This window comes from Actinobacillus equuli, assembly GCF_900636745.1.
In the GTDB taxonomy this organism is placed as follows: domain Bacteria; phylum Pseudomonadota; class Gammaproteobacteria; order Enterobacterales; family Pasteurellaceae; genus Actinobacillus; species Actinobacillus equuli.
This window is the reverse complement of record NZ_LR134310.1, coordinates 2,293,433-2,308,549: the sequence shown is the minus strand read 5'-3', so window position 1 is coordinate 2,308,549 and position 15,117 is coordinate 2,293,433. Positions and strand designations below refer to the sequence as shown.

The window sequence follows — 15,117 nt, the reverse complement described above, 5'->3', positions numbered from 1 at the left end:
AATGACGATTAAGAAAATAAGATACGAATACGTTCAATTAAGTGTTTTGGCAATTCCATAGATTCCATTACACCGGTAAGAATCAAGCCTTTACGTGCGGTATTATTATTGGTCACCACCCAAAACGGTGAATCCGGAATCTGCTTCGCTTTTACACTGCTACCATGACTTAATAATGCCGCTTCACTTGTACCGAAATAAGTACGTTCCGTCCCCGTCACCACTTCTGTTGCTTGAGCAAAACCTTGAGCATTTGCATGATGTAACGCCGAAAGTAACATTAAAAAGCGTGCGACATTTTTATTTTCGTTTACAAACGAATCCGATTTCAAAACTTTCTCAACTTTTTGTACCGCTTTTTCAATTAACTCTTCCTTTTTCGCCTTCGCTTTCGGTTTCGCTAATTCTTTCAGCTCATCAATTGTGTTTTGTTGAACCAGTACAAAAGGTTGTGGTGATGAAGGTAAACGCAACAGACGACGTAAAATATCTGACGCACTTTCGCCAATTGCTTGGGTTCTACTTGCAATGTAATGATATAATTCATCATCGACTTCGATCGTTTTCATCTTAACCTCTTGATATTTTTGTTTTGATTTACTTGATTAGAAAAAAATTCTAGGCATTATAATACAGATTCAAGATCTTTTTACAGGATCTTAACCAAACATTTGAATAAAAAATAACAACTTATGACAGAAAATACTTATCTTAATTATCAATTCCAACCGGCAACGGAAAAAGCCGATGCGCAGACGATGATTTTTCTGCACGGATTATTCGGCGATATGAATAATTTGGGCATTATCGCCCGCCAATTTAGCGAGCAATTTAATATCTTACGTGTGGATCTACGCAATCACGGTCAATCTTTTCATTCCGATGAAATGAATTACCAATTAATGGCGCAAGATCTACAAGCATTGTTAGAGCATTTAGATTTAGCGGACAATATTGTGATCGGTCATTCGATGGGCGGTAAAACCGCAATGACTTTAGCCGATATTGCACCTGCTCTGGTCGAAAAATTAGTCGTGATTGATATTGCGCCGACTGCTAATCCAACTCATCGTCATGACAATAATTTTGCCGGTTTATTTGCCGTTAAATCCGCTCAACCGGCAACCCGCCAACAAGCCAAAACCGTACTGGCGCAATATGTGAAAGACGAAGGCGAGCAACAATTTATGTTAAAAGCGTTCGATCCGCAAAAACCAGACTATTTCCGCTTTAATTTAACGGCAATTAAAGCCAACTATGAAAATTTGATGGGTTGGAGCGAAGTCTTTTTTGATAAACCGACTTTATTTATTAAAGGCGGTGCATCCGATTATATTCAAGCGAAAGACACAGAAACGATTTTGAAGCAATTTCCACAGGCAAAATCGTTTGTCGTTGCCAATGCACAGCATTGGGTACACGCCGAAAAACCTGAAACGGTCGCTCGCGCCATTCAAAAATTTTTAGACAAGGAATAACAAGATATGAGTAGTAAAGATACGATTTTTTCCGCACCGATTGAAAAACTCGGTGATTTTACTTTTGATGAATCGGTTGCAGAAGTGTTTCCCGATATGATCCAACGTTCCGTGCCGGGCTATTCGAATATCATTACCGCAATCGGTATGTTGGCACAACGTTTCGTGACCGAAGGATCGCAAGTTTATGATTTAGGTTGTTCTCGTGGAGCGGGGATTTTATCGATTCGCCGTAATCTGCAAACCAACCAAGTGAAAATTATTGGCGTAGATAATTCTCAACCGATGGTAGAACGTTGCCGCTCGCATATCAATGCTTATCACTCTGATGTACCTGTGGAGATCCTTTGTGACGATATTCGCCATATCGAGATCAAAAACGCTTCGATGGTGGTACTAAACTTTACCCTGCAATTCTTACCTCGCGCAGATCGTCTTGAATTGCTGACTAAAATTTATCAGGGCTTAAACCCGAACGGTATTTTGGTGTTATCTGAAAAATTTACCTTTGCCAATGAAACAATGAATGAATTACTCATTGACCTACACCACACATTTAAACGTGCCAACGGTTACAGCGAACTTGAAGTCAGCCAAAAACGTACCGCTCTCGAAAATGTGATGCTAACCGATAGTATTGAAACCCATAAAGATCGTTTAAAACAAGCGGGCTTTTCCCAAATCGAACTTTGGTTTCAATGTTTCAATTTCGGTTCAATGATTGCGGTCAAATAGATCAAGCGGTCAAATTCATCAAAAATTTTGCAAAAAACTGCTCGGATCAGACCGCTTACTAAGCCTGAAATCTCAGGAAATTTGCGCAAGCGGTCGTTTTTTCGGTATAATCCGCAAAATTTCGTAGGGGCGTATCGCATACGCCCTTTGTTTTATATGAAGTAAGCGTAATCCACGCTTCGATAATGTTCAAAAGGAATCCAGCATGAGCTTTTTAACAGGTAAACGCATTTTAGTAACGGGTCTTGCAAGCAACCGTTCTATCGCATACGGCATTGCAAAAGCAATGAAAGCACAAGGCGCAGAACTTGCATTCACTTATTTAAACGATAAATTACAACCGCGTGTTGAAGAGTTTGCTAAAGAATTCGGTTCAGACATCGTATTACCATTAGATGTAGCAACAGACGAATCAATCCAAAACTGCTTTACCGAATTAAGCAAAAAGTGGGAAAAATTTGACGGTTTCGTACACGCAATCGCATTCGCACCGGGCGATCAATTAGACGGTGATTATGTAAACGCAGCAACACGTGAAGGCTACCGTATCGCACACGATATCAGTGCATATAGCTTCGTCGCAATGGCACAAGCAGCGCGCCCATACTTAAACGAAAATGCGGCACTTTTAACCTTAAGCTACCTAGGTGCGGAACGTGCGATTCCTAACTACAACGTAATGTGTTTAGCAAAAGCTTCATTAGAAGCGGCGACACGTGTAATGGCGGCGGATTTAGGTAAAGACGGTATCCGTGTAAATGCAATCTCAGCAGGTCCAATCCGTACACTTGCGGCATCAGGTATCAAAAACTTCAAGAAAATGTTAGCGGCATTTGAACAAACCGCAGCATTACGCCGTACCGTAACAATCGATGATGTAGGTAACTCAGCGGCGTTCTTATGTTCAGACTTAGCTTCAGGTGTAACCGGTGAAGTATTACACGTTGATGCAGGTTTCAGCATTACTGCAATGGGTGAATTAGGCGAAGAGTAATTGCAAAATATAACCGCTTATAAACAAAAACGGACGCAATAGCGTCCGTTTTTGTTTGGCTAATATATATTATTTACAATAAACATTAGCAGTTCGAGGCATATAAATACCAATTGTAAGAACACTCACTAAGACATTTGTACCAGAAAACACTGTTTCAACTTGATTTACTTTATCAGCAGAACCACAAATCTCACGAACATTCAATGTCTCTTGTTGACCAATACCAAAAACAAAGAAATGTTGGTTCACACTTGTTGTCGGTTTAATATTATCTGTTACTTTGCCTGCGATATGCGCTGTTTGGGTAGAACAACCCGTTACTAATGCCATTAATACAGAAATAGCAAGTGATTTTTTCATTTTGGACTCCTTAAATATCTGAATTAATTGCAATAAACTCGAATCTGGCGAGGTGAGTAGATACCATAAGTAATCATATGCAATAGACCATTAAAGAAAGTAGTTTCCGTTTCAACTTTACCTACTTTATTTGCCCCACCACAAATTTCTGCTGCGTCTAATTCTTGCTTTTGAGCTAAACCACTAACAAAGAAATGTTGTACTCGGTCATATTGAGCTTCTTTAGCCGGTGCAATTTCTAATGTTTGAGTTGAACAAGCAGCTAAAGAACACACAGCAATTATTGAGAATAATTTTCTCATCATTAAACCTCTTTATGTAATAAAAAATAAATGCTTTTACCAGTCTAGAGATTTTTTACAAAAAATCAATAAATTTTAATTTATACTTACTCTAGATAAAATAACAATTTGCCCAAATTAAGTAAATTTCGCTATAATCCTTAACAATTTTGATGGTGCAACTATGCTGGCTGCACCTTTTTTATTTTTATAGCGAGAATTTATGTTTCAAGACAACCCGTTACTTGCCCAATTAAAACAACAAATTGAGGCAAATAAAGAATATGTAGAAGGTACGGTTAAAGCTTCGGATAAAGCATTCGGTTTTTTAGAATGTGACAAGAAAAGTTATTTCATTCCACCGATGGAAATGAAAAAAGTGATGCACGGCGATAAAGTGAAAGCCGTAGTAAAACGTGAAGGCGACAAAGAACAGGTAGAAATCGATAGTTTACTTGAACCGATGCTTGATCGCTTTATTGCACAAGTGCGTTTTAACAAAGATAATAAATTACAACTTATTGTCGATCACCCAAGCATTAAAAATATCATTCCGGCAAATACGCATAAAAAGGTCAGTGAGACATTGGAAAACGGTGACTGGGTAGTGGCGCAACTCAAAACTCACCCGTTACGTGATGATCGTTTCTTATTTGCTCAAGTCACTCAATTTATCTGTAAAGCGGACGATAATTTCGCCCCATGGTGGGTCACATTAGCTCGTCACGAACAGCCTCGTGAACCGGTAGCGAATGAGAAAAGCTATGAATTACACGATGAATTAGATCGTGAAGATCTCACTTCACTCTATTTCACTACGATCGACAGTCCAAGCACACAAGATATGGACGATGCGCTATACATCGAGCCAATCAAACAAGGCGAAGAACAAACCGGTTGGCGTTTAGTGGTAGCGATTGCCGATCCGACCGCCTATATTCCAGAAAATTCAAATATCGAAAAAGCCGCTCGCCAACGCTGTTTTACCAACTATTTACCGGGTTTCAATATTCCGATGTTACCTCGTGAGTTGTCAGACGATCTCTGTTCTCTCGTACCAAATGAAAAACGTCCGGCGTTAGTCGGTTATATCGAAACCGATTTAGCTGGTAATATTATTGGCGGTACTCGTTTTGTTTCAGCATGGGTGGAAAGCAAAGCGAAATTAGCTTACGACAACGTATCGGATTACCTCGAAAATGTTGAAAATGCATGGCAACCTGATAGTGCGGAAACCAAACAACAAATTGATTGGTTACACCAATTTACTCTTGCTCGCATCGAATGGCGCCGTAGCAATGCGCTGTTATTTAAAGAATCCGGCGATTACTCATTTGAATTAAATGAAGACGGCTCAGTGCGTGATATCCACGTAGAATACCGCCGTATCGCAAATCAAATGATCGAAGAATCGATGATCATTGCCAATATTTGCTGTGCGAAATTCTTAGCCGATAATGCAAAAACAGGCGTATTTAATACCCACGCCGGCTTTGATCCGAAAAATTTAGAATTAGCGCAAAAATTCTTACTGGATACGTTAGCCACTGACGAAAACCGTGAAGCACTGACGGCATTATATACGCCGGAAAAACTGGCAACGCTTGAAGGTTATTGCGAAATGCGTCGTTCAATTGACGAGTTTCCGGAGAAATTCTTAGAGCTTCGTTTACGCCGCTACCTCACTTTTGCAGAATTTAAATCGGAAGTTGCACCGCATCTCGGTTTAGGGATCAGCCATTATGCAACTTGGACCTCACCAATTCGTAAATACGGTGACATGGTGAACCATCGCTTAATCAAGCAAGTATTACTTGGCAAGCAGGCGAAAGCGGTGGAAGAAAGCATCTTAGTTCGCTTACAAGAAGCTCGCCGTCAAAACCGTTTGGTGGAACGTGATATCGCTGATTGGCTTTATGCTCGCTACCTGTTTCCAATGGTAGAGCAAGCGGTCGAATTTGACTGTGAAATTGCGGATGTTTCTCGTGGCGGTGTACGAGCGAAAGTCATCGCAAATGGCGCACAAATTTTTGTGCCGTTCTCAACCATTCACGATAAAAAAGAAGAAATGGAATTCCGTCCGGAAGAAATCGCACTTTACATTAAAGGCGAAAAAGCTTACCAAATTGGACAGGCGGTTAAAGTCAAACTCACCGAAGTACGTTTAGAAACACGTTCGATTGTGGGAAACATCATCTAATCGGCAAGCGGTCAAATTTCGGGAATTTTTTGCAAAGTTTTCGTCAAATTTGACCGCTTATCACATGAGGCTTTATGCAAAAGAACATTATCGGCTTTGCTCTTTCTTTAGCGATTTTATGGGCAATGCTTTATCTCGGCAAAGGGTTAAATACGCTCATTCCTATCGCTATTCCGGATAGTATTTGGGGTTTACTTGTCTTATTTGTTACGCTTATTACAGGCTTAATCAAATTGGAATGGGTACTACCGACGGGACGTTTCCTAAACCGTTATATGCCTCTGGTTTTTCTGCCGATTTGTGTGGGTATGATTGAATACGTCGAGATTTTAGTTCGTTATTTTTCCTCGCTAATTATTTCCAATATCCTCAGCACAATAATTACTATTATTGTAGTCGGTTGGGTAGCACAACGCTTATTCAAATATTCGGAGGATGAACAATGATTTATCTTTATACCTTACTGACTATAGTTGTCTTTTTCCTCAGTGTGAAACTCAGTAAAAAGTTAGCGATTTCGTTACTGAATCCTTTTTTATTAACCCTGTTATTGCTGGTGGCGATCTTAGTCATTTTTCAAATTCCATATAAAGAATATCAACAAGGTACTTCTCCGCTCAGCCATTTTCTAGGTTTGGCAATTGTTGCTCTTGCGATTCCGCTTTATGAACAATTTCCACAAATTCGCCAACGCTGGAAAGCAATCAGCTTTATTTTGTTACTTGGTACGCTCGTTTCAATGTGTAGCGGAATGTTATTAGCACTATTATTGGGCGGCACACAAGATATTGTTGCCGCATTGATGCCAAAGTCAGTAACCATGCCGCTTGCATTAGTGATTACCGGTGAAATCGGCGGCGAATTTGCCTTAAGCGCTGTCGGAGTGATGGTTGCAGGTTTATTAGGCGCCGTGTTAGGTGTACCGATTCTAAAGTTAGCTCGTATTACTAATCCGCAAGCAATCGGTATGAGTTTAGGTATTGCGTCTCATGCTCTTGGTACCGCTCGTTGTATGGAACTCAACACAAAATCAGCGAGTTATAGTTCATTAGCTTTAGTGATTTGCGGCTTACTTTCTTCATTTATCGCACCACCGATTTTCCATTTAGCAGTAAAATGGTTAATATAGTTTTTCATTTATAACTTGAGAGGATATGATGGCAACTTATATTGTTGGCGATTTACATGGCTGTTTTGATGAGTTACAACTGCTACTCAAACAAGTTAATTACAATCCGGCACAAGACGAACTGTGGCTAACCGGTGATTTAGTTGCCCGAGGTGCAAAATCGTTGGAGTGTTTGCGCTTTGTGAAAGATCCGAAAAATAGTGCAAAAACCATTTTAGGTAATCACGATCTGCACTTGCTCGCTACGTTACTCGGTATCAAAAAAGTGAAGCCCAGCGATCAGGTGGATGCGATTTTTGAAGCGGAAGATTGTGCTGATTTGCAAAATTGGTTGAGAAACCAACCGCTTCTTATTCAGCATCCGACTCATGGATTCTTACTGGCTCACGCCGGTATCAGTCCTGAATGGAATTTAGCAGAAACCATCGCTTGTGCCAGAGAAGCGGAAGCCGTTTTACAAAGTGATGATTATGCCGACTATATCGCCCAAATGTATGAAAATACGCCGGATCATTGGTCTACCGAATGGCAAGGTATCGAACGTTGGCGATATATTATTAATGTCTTTACCCGTATGCGTTTTTGCTATGCCGACAAGCGGTTGGATTTTGCCTGTAAATTACCGGTTGAAGACGCACCAAGCGAATTAAAACCTTGGTTCGAACTAGACAATCCGCTATTTAATCAGCAGGAGATCATTTTTGGCCACTGGGCGAGTTTAATGGGCAAAGCGGACAAACCGAATATCTACGCCTTAGACACCGGCTGTGCTTGGGGCAATCACTTAACTATGATCCGTTGGGAAGATAAACAATTCTTTACCCAAGAACGCTTAAAATAAAATCAAACGAAACGTGAAGCCTTGTCATCCTTCGCATTTTCCATTAGAATTCATCTCAATTATGCGACTATAGCTCAGTTGGTTAGAGCACCACCTTGACATGGTGGGGGTCACTGGTTCAAGTCCAGCTAGTCGCACCATAAAATTCTAATCCCTTGTCGAAAGACAAGGGATTTTTTTATGCATAATTACTTGCTAAATGCTAATAAAAAAGCCCATTTAAAATTGCTCATCAGAACATTTTTAAATGGGCTTTCGCTTCGCTCATAACCTGCTTTGCGATGTTTTGTGTTTCGTTGATAACTCCCTTTGCCTTTTCGGTTTCGCTCAACACGACTTTTAAATAATGGGTCGGTAACTAATGCTTTTATTGCGCTCTCGTGAATTTCTCCCCGATGATGATTATAGATTATTGTTTTTAATGATTTTTTCATTTTGTTTCCTTTTTATTTGATTACATAATTAATGCATAAATTACACGCAATATGATGCCAAATTTTATGATTCGTGTATATAAGAATCATGAAAACTTCGGTATAATCCTTTAAATATCCGTTATACAAGCGGTTAAATTTTCTCAAAATTTTGCAGATAAATGCAGAGAGGTTTCTATGAAAAAAGAAGAAGTAGGACATAATTTTTTAGCCCGTCTTGGCAAAACTCGCTTACGTCCGGGTGGTAAATTAGCGACTGATTGGCTCATTGCGAATGGTGATTTTAACAAAGATAAAAAAGTATTAGAAGTCGCATGCAATATGTGTACAACTGCTATTCAAATCGCTAAACAATATGGCTGCCATATCACGGGCATTGATTTAGATGAAGAAGCACTTGATAAAGCACGTGTGAATATTAAAGAGCACGAAGTTGAAAATCTTGTACAAGTTCAGCGTGCCAATGCAACGAAATTGCCGTTCGAAGATAATTCGTTTGATATTGTGATCAATGAAGCAATGTTAACCATGTTGCCAATTGAAGCAAAAGAAAAAGCGATTCGTGAATATATTCGTGTATTAAAGCCGGGTGGTTTTTTACTAACCCATGATGTCATGCTAAATACCGAAGATGCGGAAACGGTGATTCAATCATTAAGAGAAGCGATTAATCTTACAGTGACACCATTAACCAAAGAGGGTTGGAAAAACTTATTCCACGAATGTGGTTTCCGTAACGTGGATGCTTATTCAGGTGAAATGACGTTACTTTCTCCTAAAGGTTTAATTCATGATGAAGGCGTGTTAGGTGCAATGAAAATTGTCGGCAATGCGCTAAAACCTGAAAATCGCGATACGTTTAAGAAAATGTTCCAAACCTTTAATGATCCGGAAAATAAGCTGGGTTTTATTGCCGTTTGTAGCCAAAAATAATGTAAATCCTTCTACATCACGTAGAAGGATTTTTCAAATTTATTAGAGGGAAATAGAATGCTTGAAATGTTCCAAGCTTGGTATAAACAGAAATTTAATGATCCGCAAACAGTCGCTTTACTCGGTATTTTATTGATTGGATTCGGTATCATTTATTTCTTCAGCGATCTGATTATGCCGTTATTAGTGGCGATTGTTTTTGCCTACTTACTTGAATGGCCGATTCGTTTTCTTACGCGACACTTTAAATTTCCACGTTTTCTGAGCTTGGCAATTGTGCTAGGCGGATTTATCTCACTGCTTATTTTTCTGTTTATAGTGATGTTGCCAAGCTTGTGGAACCAAGCGGTCACTTTTATTCGAGATCTTCCCTCTATGTTCAATTTATTAAATGCTTGGCTAGAAGCATTACCGGAACATTATCCCGAATTAATTGATTATGCCATGCTAGACACCTTGATGAGCAATTTGAAGACAAAAATTTTAGGTTTCGGGGAATCTTTATTAACTTTGTCTGTCCACTCTATTATCAGTCTAGTGGGATTGGGTATTTACGCATTTTTAGTGCCGTTAATGGTGTTTTTCTTGTTAAAAGATAAACACCTTTTTGTGCGTTCTTTTGTGCGTATGTTGCCGAAAAATCGTCGTTTAGCAGCAAACGTATGGTTTGAAATGCAGCAACAAATTGCAAATTACATCCGTGGTAAATTTTTAGAAATTTTGATTGTTGGTATTGCGACCTATGCTCTCTTCTTATTCTTTGATTTACGTTATCCGTTACTGCTTTCGGTAGCGGTAGGATTATCCGTTTTAGTACCTTATATCGGTGCGGTATTAGTTACGATACCGGTTGCTTTAGTTGCTTTATTTCAATTTGGATTGTCACCTGAATTCTATTACTTACTGCTCGCTTTCGTGATCAGCCAACTACTAGACGGAAATTTAGTTGTGCCATTTTTATTTTCAGAAGCAGTCAATTTACATCCGTTAACTATTATTGTAGCAGTATTAATTTTTGGCGGCTTATGGGGATTTTGGGGTGTATTTTTTGCAATTCCTCTTGCAACATTGGTTAAAGCCGTTGTTAATGCGTTACCTTCAAATGAAGAAGATTGCGTATAGATTTATCATCACGAGAAATTAATAAAAATATTCCGTTCAGTGGCACAATGCAAACACAACTATAGTCTCTGTTCAATAATAAAAAGGAAAATAAATGCCTGAACAAAAACTATCTTCTCGTCATCCTTATTTAAATAGTATGAGTCAGGTGGTTGCCATTGGCGGCGGACACGGTTTAGGTCGAGTATTATCATCACTATCATTCCTTGGGAAACGACTTACCGGTATTGTTACCACCACAGATGATGGTGGTTCTACCGGCCGTATTCGTTCCCAGCACGGTGGTATTGCTTGGGGTGATCTGCGTAACTGCTTAACGCAAATTATTATCAAGCCCACCGTCGCTTCTGCATTATTTGAATATCGTTTCGGCGGTGCGGGAGAACTTGCAGGACATAACTTAGGTAATTTAATTCTAAAAGCGCTAGAAAATATGAAAATTCGACCGCTTGAAGGTATTAACCTAGTGAGAGAGTTATTGCATGTTCGAGCCGGTCTTATTCCAATGTCGGAATCCCCGGTACATTTAGCCGCTCAACTAAAATCAGGTATAACCATTGTCGGCGAAGTTTCGGTGGATGCGCTTGAAGAAATTCCGAGAAATTTATTGCTAATTCCTAAGGTAAATGCGACACCGGAAGCAATTGATATCGTAAAAAATGCAGAATTAATCGTACTTGGCCCCGGCAGCTTTTTAACCAGCATCATGCCATCATTATTGATTGATGAAATATCAAATGCGATTAAGCATAGTAAAGCAAAGGTTATTTTTATTGATAATATTCAGCAAGAATCGGGGCCAGCCGGCTCTCTTTCACTTGCGGATCGTGTAGAATGGTTGGAAACTCGGATTGGTAAAAACCGCCTAGATGGCATTATTACCGTCCCAACCACCTATAGTAATCTACCGGCGAATATTAAAGTGTTAAAGCAAGTTTTATCTGATGACGATGTTGCTTATCGCCATGATCGAAATAAGCTCAGCAAAGCCATCAATGATATAGTAGAATTACTAAATACATAAATATCTGCCCCTTTTAAGGGGCAGTCTGTTTTTATAGAGGTTTTTCCATGTTAGTTTCTGATTTCCATTTTGATTTACCTGACGAGCTTATCGCTCGTTATCCAACTGCGGAACGTACTGCTAGCCGCTTATTACAGTTAACCGGCGAAACAGGTGAGTTTGCCGATAAACAATTCTCTGATTTACTCGCTCAAATTGAAGAGGGCGATTTGCTGATTTTCAATAACACACGTGTAATTCCTGCACGTTTGTATGGACGTAAAGCCAGTGGCGGAAAATTAGAAGTTTTAGTTGAGCGAGTTTTGGATGAGCATCGTTGTTTAGCTCACGTGCGTGCTTCAAAAGCACCGAAAGAAGGGGCGGAACTTGTACTTGGTGAAGATAAACTCGGCGAAGGTAATGGTTTTAAAGCAATTATGGCTGCACGCCATGAGGCATTGTTTGAATTACATTTCAACGAAGAACAACCTCTGTTTGATTTACTTCAACAAGCCGGTCATATGCCATTACCACCGTATATTGATCGTCCGGATGAAGATGCCGACCAAGAACGCTATCAAACCGTTTATAGTAAAGTTTTAGGTGCGGTGGCTGCACCGACTGCCGGTTTGCATTTTGATACACCAACGCTTGAAAAGCTCAAAGCAAAAGGAGTTAATATTGCGTTCGTGACATTACACGTTGGCGCAGGTACATTCCAACCGGTACGCGTAGATAATATTTTGGATCACAAAATGCACGCTGAATATGCCGAAGTAAGCCAAGAAGTTGTCGATCAAATCTTAGCAACTAAAGCAGCCGGCAAACGTGTTATTGCGGTTGGTACCACTTCTGTTCGTTCGATCGAAAGTGCCGCTCAAGCTGCCGAGCAAGAAGGTAAATTGATTGCACCGTTTTTCTCAGATACTAGTATTTTCCTGTATCCAGGCAAAACATTCCGTATTGTCGATGCGTTAGTCACAAACTTCCATTTACCTGAATCAACGCTAATTATGTTAGTTTCCGCATTTGCCGGTTACCGCAACACAATGAAAGCTTATCAACATGCGGTAGAAGCGAAATATCGCTTCTTTAGTTATGGCGATGCCATGTTTATTTCAAAAAATCCGAATGCATTAAATGATGTGCCTTAATTAAAAGAGGCAATTATTTATTTTGGGGAAGCCCATAAGTCTCTCGATACCATGGGCTTCTAATATTTCTCGCCGTCTCTAGCTTCCAACTCCCCTTCTCAAATCTCACTCTGACCATTCCTACCGTTGCAGTACTAAAAGTTTTAATATTTTGTTGTGCTAAGCGTGCTAATACTTGCTGATGAGGCATTTTCCAAGGATTCCATCGTCCTGCAGAAATAATAGCAATTTGCGGTTTTGTCTGAGCTAATAAAGTATAGCTGGAACTCGTTTTACTGCCATGATGAGGAATCTGTAAGAAATCAACTTGCCCGATTTGATGAGCAAATAAACTTTCTTTTGCCGATGTAGTGTCGCCGGTAAACAGCAAAGAGAAGCGGTCTATTTTTACCAAAATAATGCAAGAATCTTCGTTCTTCGCGCGTTTTACTCGTGATATCGGATAAATCGCTTTTAATTCAAATTGCCCAAATTGCCATGTTTGACCGGCGACGCAGGTTTCAGGATCATGTTTTGCATAACGGCGAGTACTTGCCGAAATTAGACGTGCTTGAGGATATTCAGCAAGAATATCTTCCACTCCACCGGAGTGATCATTATCGTCATGGCTTAAAAAAACGGCTTCTACTTGAATACCATTACGCTTCAAATAAGGCAAAATTTCTAATTGAGCCATTGAACCTGTTCGCCCCGATTTATCTTTCCAACTTGCACCCGTATCGTAAAGAATGGCTCGTTTTTTACCGCTATCTTGATAAACAAGTGCCTGTGCAAGCCCTTGTCCGACATCAAATGTTACCCATTCCAGTGAAATCGGAAACTTGATGAAAGAAATCACAAAACTGCTGCTTACGACAAATAATCCCGACTGTTTCCAATATTTTATGAATAACTTTTCTTGTAAGAGATAAAGCGCCAGCAAACACAAAGCATTCAAAGCTAATAAATAACGTTGCTCACTTTGACTTAATACTATCCAATCGGCGGAGAGAAAAGAAAGCATTTTCAAACTACCTTGGGCAAGCCAATCCGCCCAAGCCCAGCTATTTAACATGTTGTTCGTTAGCAATGAAAAAATAACTAACGGTACTAACAACAAACTATATAACGGTACAATCAATAAATTTGCTAAGAATGCCCAAGGGGAAATTCCCTCAAAAAAGAAGAATTGTACTGGAGAAAACACAAGAAAAATCCCCAATTGCAAATGTACTAACGAAAGCCACAAGCGGTTAAATTTCTGCCATTTTTTGCAAAAAGGGAAAAGCTTGGCAAGCGGGAAATATGCATACCAAATAATTAAACTTAGTACGGCTAGAACCGATAGCCAAAAGCTATCCGATAGAATTGTGAGAGGATCAAGCACAAGTAATAATGCAACAATACGCCACCATAATTGCCAAGCGGTGTAATAGCGGCGTAACCATTGACATAATAAGACGAGAAAAATCGCTAGTAACGCTCGTAAGGTAGGAATTGCAAAACCGGATAAATAACTATAGAAAATAGCAAAAACTAGCCCCACTCCTCTCGGAAAAAAGATAGAAATACTTCTAGCATATAAGATTCCTACTCGCAAAAACAGCCACTGAATGCACTTTGCCAACCAGAATCCAATTCCCATCGCTAGCCCAATATGTAAGCCGGAAATAGCAATTAAATGAGCGGTAGAAGTTTGTTGAAACAGCTGCCAATCTGAATTAACTAGCCAAGCACGTTCACCAAAAGCTAATGCCAGTAATAGTCCTTTAGAAGGAAATGGCTCTAATTGTTTTCTGACATATTCCAGCCATTGAATACGCAGAGAGCTAGAATGTGGAGAAGTCAGTTTATTCACTTTCTTGACTATTGCACTACCATTTAAATGGTGTGCAAAGAACCAACGCTGCCGATCAAAATTTCCGATATTTAAACGAGAAGAAATAGACCGTATCTTAAGATTCGCTTGATAATATTGTTCTAATTCTAACGGTTCATCCGACTGCCAGTTTAAATAAATAACATCACCATTTTCTAACTTAGCAAACGCTGTTTGAAACTCAGCCTGCTTAATAATTTTCTGAATTTGAAATTGATACAATTGCTGAGAAGATGTTGCGTATTTGTTTGCATTACTTGATATATTGATAATTTGCCAATAGCTTACTAGTGTTAAAGCGCCTAACAAAATAGTTAACTCTTGTTTACGAAATATTCCTATAACAATTATCAAAACTGCCACATAGCAGCCATAAGTAAGCCATTCTCGAGGTAAGAAAAGTAACGGAAGAAAAAATAACGAAAGGATAAGAACAAAGCGGTCGAAATTCATAGCAAATTACCTTTTTGCAAAGTATGCTAAATTTTCGACCGCTTGTGAAAAGTGAAACTAAAATTTGCGATCCGGATCGCAAAAGTTAATATCCATGATTCCAATAAATTACATTGGTAAATTTAGTAGAATATTTGTA

Annotated in this window: 16 protein-coding genes and 1 tRNA gene; 12 read left to right on the top strand and 5 right to left on the bottom strand. The window is 39.4% G+C overall.

Features of this window, described 5'->3' with window-relative positions:
* Nucleotides 1–8 precede the first annotated feature (8 nt).
* On the bottom strand, nucleotides 9–569 hold the full coding sequence (seqA, locus tag EL121_RS10885; RefSeq protein ID WP_039196702.1) for a replication initiation negative regulator SeqA: 561 nt from the start codon (nucleotides 567–569) through the stop codon (nucleotides 9–11).
* 123 nt (nucleotides 570–692) lie between these two features.
* Here seqA and EL121_RS10880 point away from each other — a divergent pair, with 123 nt between their 5' ends.
* The 3 genes from EL121_RS10880 to EL121_RS10870 all read left to right on the top strand — a co-directional run bounded on the left by EL121_RS10880 (nucleotide 693) and on the right by EL121_RS10870 (nucleotide 3,207).
* Nucleotides 693–1,478 (top strand): alpha/beta fold hydrolase, encoded by a 786-nt coding sequence (locus EL121_RS10880; RefSeq protein WP_039196701.1) that lies wholly within the window; start codon nucleotides 693–695, stop codon nucleotides 1,476–1,478.
* 6 nt (nucleotides 1,479–1,484) lie between these two features.
* Nucleotides 1,485–2,213 (top strand): carboxy-S-adenosyl-L-methionine synthase CmoA, encoded by a 729-nt coding sequence (gene cmoA, locus EL121_RS10875; protein ID WP_039196700.1) that lies wholly within the window; start codon nucleotides 1,485–1,487, stop codon nucleotides 2,211–2,213.
* Between the two features lie 205 nt (nucleotides 2,214–2,418).
* Nucleotides 2,419–3,207, top strand: coding sequence for an enoyl-ACP reductase FabI (locus EL121_RS10870; protein WP_014991402.1), 789 nt, complete (start codon nucleotides 2,419–2,421; stop codon nucleotides 3,205–3,207).
* Nucleotides 3,208–3,276: 69 nt separating this feature from the next.
* Here the strand turns inward: EL121_RS10870 and EL121_RS10865 are convergent, their stop codons facing one another.
* Complete coding sequence (locus EL121_RS10865) at nucleotides 3,277–3,570, bottom strand: Bor/Iss family lipoprotein (protein ID WP_039196699.1); 294 nt, start codon at nucleotides 3,568–3,570, stop codon at nucleotides 3,277–3,279.
* Between the two features lie 23 nt (nucleotides 3,571–3,593).
* On the bottom strand, nucleotides 3,594–3,875 hold the full coding sequence (locus EL121_RS10860; RefSeq protein ID WP_269419895.1) for a Bor family protein: 282 nt from the start codon (nucleotides 3,873–3,875) through the stop codon (nucleotides 3,594–3,596).
* 199 nt (nucleotides 3,876–4,074) lie between these two features.
* Here EL121_RS10860 and EL121_RS10855 point away from each other — a divergent pair, with 199 nt between their 5' ends.
* The 5 genes from EL121_RS10855 to EL121_RS10835 all read left to right on the top strand — a co-directional run bounded on the left by EL121_RS10855 (nucleotide 4,075) and on the right by EL121_RS10835 (nucleotide 8,161).
* Nucleotides 4,075–6,051, top strand: coding sequence for an exoribonuclease II (locus EL121_RS10855; protein WP_039196697.1), 1,977 nt, complete (start codon nucleotides 4,075–4,077; stop codon nucleotides 6,049–6,051).
* Nucleotides 6,052–6,125: 74 nt separating this feature from the next.
* Complete coding sequence (locus tag EL121_RS10850; RefSeq protein WP_039196696.1) at nucleotides 6,126–6,497, top strand: CidA/LrgA family protein; 372 nt, start codon at nucleotides 6,126–6,128, stop codon at nucleotides 6,495–6,497.
* Nucleotides 6,494–7,180, top strand: coding sequence for an LrgB family protein (locus EL121_RS10845; protein WP_039196695.1), 687 nt, complete (start codon nucleotides 6,494–6,496; stop codon nucleotides 7,178–7,180). The genes EL121_RS10850 and EL121_RS10845 overlap by 4 nt, the downstream gene beginning before the upstream one ends.
* A 28-nt stretch (nucleotides 7,181–7,208) precedes the next feature.
* Nucleotides 7,209–8,021 carry a bis(5'-nucleosyl)-tetraphosphatase (symmetrical) ApaH gene (gene apaH, locus EL121_RS10840; protein WP_039196693.1) on the top strand — a complete coding sequence of 271 codons (813 nt, stop codon included), beginning with the start codon at nucleotides 7,209–7,211 and terminating at the stop codon, nucleotides 8,019–8,021.
* A 63-nt stretch (nucleotides 8,022–8,084) separates the two neighbouring features.
* Nucleotides 8,085–8,161 (top strand) — tRNA-Val (locus tag EL121_RS10835).
* Between the two features lie 48 nt (nucleotides 8,162–8,209).
* On the opposite strand, the gene EL121_RS10830 is transcribed toward EL121_RS10835, so the two are convergent.
* The gene (locus EL121_RS10830) at nucleotides 8,210–8,455 is read right to left on the bottom strand and encodes an alternative ribosome-rescue factor A (RefSeq protein ID WP_039196691.1); all 246 of its coding nucleotides are present in this window, start codon (nucleotides 8,453–8,455) and stop codon (nucleotides 8,210–8,212) included.
* A 177-nt stretch (nucleotides 8,456–8,632) separates the two neighbouring features.
* On the opposite strand from EL121_RS10830, the gene EL121_RS10825 reads away from it, so the two are divergent.
* From EL121_RS10825 to queA, 4 genes are all read left to right on the top strand, one after another.
* Nucleotides 8,633–9,388: a class I SAM-dependent methyltransferase gene (locus EL121_RS10825; RefSeq protein ID WP_039196690.1), complete on the top strand. Its 756-nt coding sequence runs from the start codon at nucleotides 8,633–8,635 to the stop codon at nucleotides 9,386–9,388.
* A 57-nt stretch (nucleotides 9,389–9,445) separates the two neighbouring features.
* A complete protein-coding gene (locus EL121_RS10820) occupies nucleotides 9,446–10,510 on the top strand; it encodes an AI-2E family transporter (RefSeq protein WP_039196689.1) in 1,065 nt (354 codons plus the stop codon).
* A gap of 94 nt (nucleotides 10,511–10,604) precedes the next feature.
* A complete protein-coding gene (locus EL121_RS10815) occupies nucleotides 10,605–11,534 on the top strand; it encodes a gluconeogenesis factor YvcK family protein (RefSeq protein ID WP_039196688.1) in 930 nt (309 codons plus the stop codon).
* 47 nt (nucleotides 11,535–11,581) lie between these two features.
* Nucleotides 11,582–12,667, top strand: coding sequence for a tRNA preQ1(34) S-adenosylmethionine ribosyltransferase-isomerase QueA (gene queA / locus EL121_RS10810; RefSeq protein ID WP_039196685.1), 1,086 nt, complete (start codon nucleotides 11,582–11,584; stop codon nucleotides 12,665–12,667).
* Between the two features lie 13 nt (nucleotides 12,668–12,680).
* Here queA and EL121_RS10805 read toward each other — a convergent pair whose 3' ends face one another.
* Nucleotides 12,681–14,978 (bottom strand): DNA internalization-related competence protein ComEC/Rec2, encoded by a 2,298-nt coding sequence (locus EL121_RS10805; protein ID WP_039196684.1) that lies wholly within the window; start codon nucleotides 14,976–14,978, stop codon nucleotides 12,681–12,683.
* Nucleotides 14,979–15,117: the final 139 nt, after the last annotated feature.

Excerpts from the sequence above, each read along its gene's own strand:
- seqA (WP_039196702.1), bottom strand. The coding sequence starts at position 569 with ATGAAAACGATCGAAGTCGATGATGAATTATATCATTACATTGCAAGT.
- EL121_RS10880 (WP_039196701.1), top strand. The coding sequence starts at position 693 with ATGACAGAAAATACTTATCTTAATTATCAATTCCAACCGGCAACGGAA.
- cmoA (WP_039196700.1), top strand. The coding sequence starts at position 1,485 with ATGAGTAGTAAAGATACGATTTTTTCCGCACCGATTGAAAAACTCGGT.
- EL121_RS10870 (WP_014991402.1), top strand. The coding sequence starts at position 2,419 with ATGAGCTTTTTAACAGGTAAACGCATTTTAGTAACGGGTCTTGCAAGC.
- EL121_RS10865 (WP_039196699.1), bottom strand. The coding sequence starts at position 3,570 with ATGAAAAAATCACTTGCTATTTCTGTATTAATGGCATTAGTAACGGGT.
- EL121_RS10860 (WP_269419895.1), bottom strand. The coding sequence starts at position 3,875 with ATGATGAGAAAATTATTCTCAATAATTGCTGTGTGTTCTTTAGCTGCT.
- EL121_RS10855 (WP_039196697.1), top strand. The coding sequence starts at position 4,075 with ATGTTTCAAGACAACCCGTTACTTGCCCAATTAAAACAACAAATTGAG.
- EL121_RS10850 (WP_039196696.1), top strand. The coding sequence starts at position 6,126 with ATGCAAAAGAACATTATCGGCTTTGCTCTTTCTTTAGCGATTTTATGG.
- EL121_RS10845 (WP_039196695.1), top strand. The coding sequence starts at position 6,494 with ATGATTTATCTTTATACCTTACTGACTATAGTTGTCTTTTTCCTCAGT.
- apaH (WP_039196693.1), top strand. The coding sequence starts at position 7,209 with ATGGCAACTTATATTGTTGGCGATTTACATGGCTGTTTTGATGAGTTA.
- EL121_RS10830 (WP_039196691.1), bottom strand. The coding sequence starts at position 8,455 with ATGAAAAAATCATTAAAAACAATAATCTATAATCATCATCGGGGAGAA.
- EL121_RS10825 (WP_039196690.1), top strand. The coding sequence starts at position 8,633 with ATGAAAAAAGAAGAAGTAGGACATAATTTTTTAGCCCGTCTTGGCAAA.
- EL121_RS10820 (WP_039196689.1), top strand. The coding sequence starts at position 9,446 with ATGCTTGAAATGTTCCAAGCTTGGTATAAACAGAAATTTAATGATCCG.
- EL121_RS10815 (WP_039196688.1), top strand. The coding sequence starts at position 10,605 with ATGCCTGAACAAAAACTATCTTCTCGTCATCCTTATTTAAATAGTATG.
- queA (WP_039196685.1), top strand. The coding sequence starts at position 11,582 with ATGTTAGTTTCTGATTTCCATTTTGATTTACCTGACGAGCTTATCGCT.
- EL121_RS10805 (WP_039196684.1), bottom strand. The coding sequence starts at position 14,978 with ATGAATTTCGACCGCTTTGTTCTTATCCTTTCGTTATTTTTTCTTCCG.